The organism is Deltaproteobacteria bacterium HGW-Deltaproteobacteria-6 (assembly GCA_002840435.1).
Classification (GTDB): domain Bacteria; phylum Desulfobacterota; class Syntrophia; order Syntrophales; family Smithellaceae; genus UBA8904.
In genome coordinates this window covers 1-1,412 of record PHAT01000037.1, presented here as the reverse complement: position 1 = coordinate 1,412, position 1,412 = coordinate 1, and the positions used below count along the sequence as shown (strand labels likewise).

Annotated in this window: 3 protein-coding genes; all 3 read right to left on the bottom strand. The window is 48.7% G+C overall.

Annotated features, from left to right (window positions below; all coding sequences use genetic code 11):
• Positions 1-255: hypothetical protein (locus CVU71_18645; GenBank protein ID PKN16631.1), on the bottom strand; the 255-nt coding region annotated here is incomplete at its 3' end.
• A 38-nt stretch (positions 256-293) separates the two neighbouring features.
• Positions 294-740, bottom strand: coding sequence for a hypothetical protein (locus tag CVU71_18640; protein ID PKN16630.1), 447 nt, complete (start codon positions 738-740; stop codon positions 294-296).
• 38 nt (positions 741-778) lie between these two features.
• On the bottom strand, positions 779-1,412 hold a 634-nt coding region (locus tag CVU71_18635; GenBank protein PKN16629.1), incomplete at its 5' end, for a molecular chaperone DnaJ.

Below are 1,412 nucleotides of genomic sequence, written 5' to 3'. Positions count from 1 at the left end.
GGAAATGGCGAGGAAACCGACGCTGGTTACGGAAAAGAGAGTAAGCTGATCGATCTTTGCCATCGGCTGCAGGATCACCCCCCAGCGGTAGGATCGCAAAGCCTGCATAAGGACGATAAAAAAAAGAGACAGGGCTGCATAACCAAGATGGATTTTCTTCAAATGGAGAAGGGTTTCGTTGAAGTCAATTCCCCGGACCGAAAAGTAAATCAGAACAATGCCAAGCACGATGCCGAAAATGAGTTTTTTATTCATGAGGATGCCGGGCCGGTCCTTATTATAATCGGGGCAGATCAGCCCTTGGAGAGGTTTTCGGCAATTTTGTCGTGGAGAAGCTGGGAAGACATCTTATTACCAACCAGTCCTACGCGAATACCGACAGAGGTTTGATTTTTTGACCGATAGGTAATATCAAACTTGACCTTTTCATCATTGATGATTGCCGTGATCTTTCCCTGCGCGATTTCTTTTGCGGGTTGAACTTCCGTACCATGCATATCAGCGACCGTTTTTTCGCACGCGTTCCACACTTGATCGAATGAAGCAATGTAGTCGGTCTTCAGTTCTCCGTTGACATAAAAATAAGTTCCCGTACCTGCGCCGATTGCCGCACCTCCGATGAGTACGGCCGTGGCACAGCCTGAAAAAAGAACAAGAACAAATAGACAGACAATGAGACGATATTTATGATATTTCATATTTATCCCTCCGAATCGTTCAATTGAACTGGGTTTAAACATATTGCGGCATGGATTGCAACTCTATATTGTGCGGAACGTCACGAGCTGAGCTTTTCAAATTCTCTCAGCATATCTTCCTGTTTTCTCGTTAATTCGGTCGGAATTTCTACAAAGACTTCAATGATCTGATCTCCGCGGCCATATCCCTGCAAATGAGGGATGCCTTTGCCTTTGAGACGGAATATCCGACCGGTTTGTGTGCCTCTGGGGATTTTAATTTTTTCGGCATCTTTTAAAGTTGGCACTTCAATCGTTGCACCGAGTGCCGCCTGAACGAAGGATATGGGGACGCGACAGATAATGTCGTCTTCGGAGCGCACAAAATAATCATGCTCCTCAACCTGTAAAAAAACATACAAATCACCGCTGGGGCCGCCCTGTTCACCCGATTCGCCCTCACCGCGCAGACGCAGCCGTGAGCCCGTTTCGACACCGGCGGGTATTTTCAGCTCAACCGATTTACGCTGTTTTTCCTTTCCCGTTCCCCTGCAATCATGACATGGTTTGGCGATAAACTTTCCCTGCCCGTGACAATGAGGGCAAGTGGAGCTGATGGTGAAAAAACCGCTCGATTGAAGCACCTGACCTCTGCCCTGACAGGTCGGGCAGGTTGTGGGCGAGGTGCCGGCCGCGGCCCCCGTTCCCTGGCAGGCATGGCAGGTATGGAGCTTC

What these genes read in the sequence shown, in the direction of transcription:
- CVU71_18640 (PKN16630.1), bottom strand. Translation starts at nt 740, where the DNA reads ATGTTTAAACCCAGTTCAATTGAACGATTCGGAGGGATAAATATGAAA.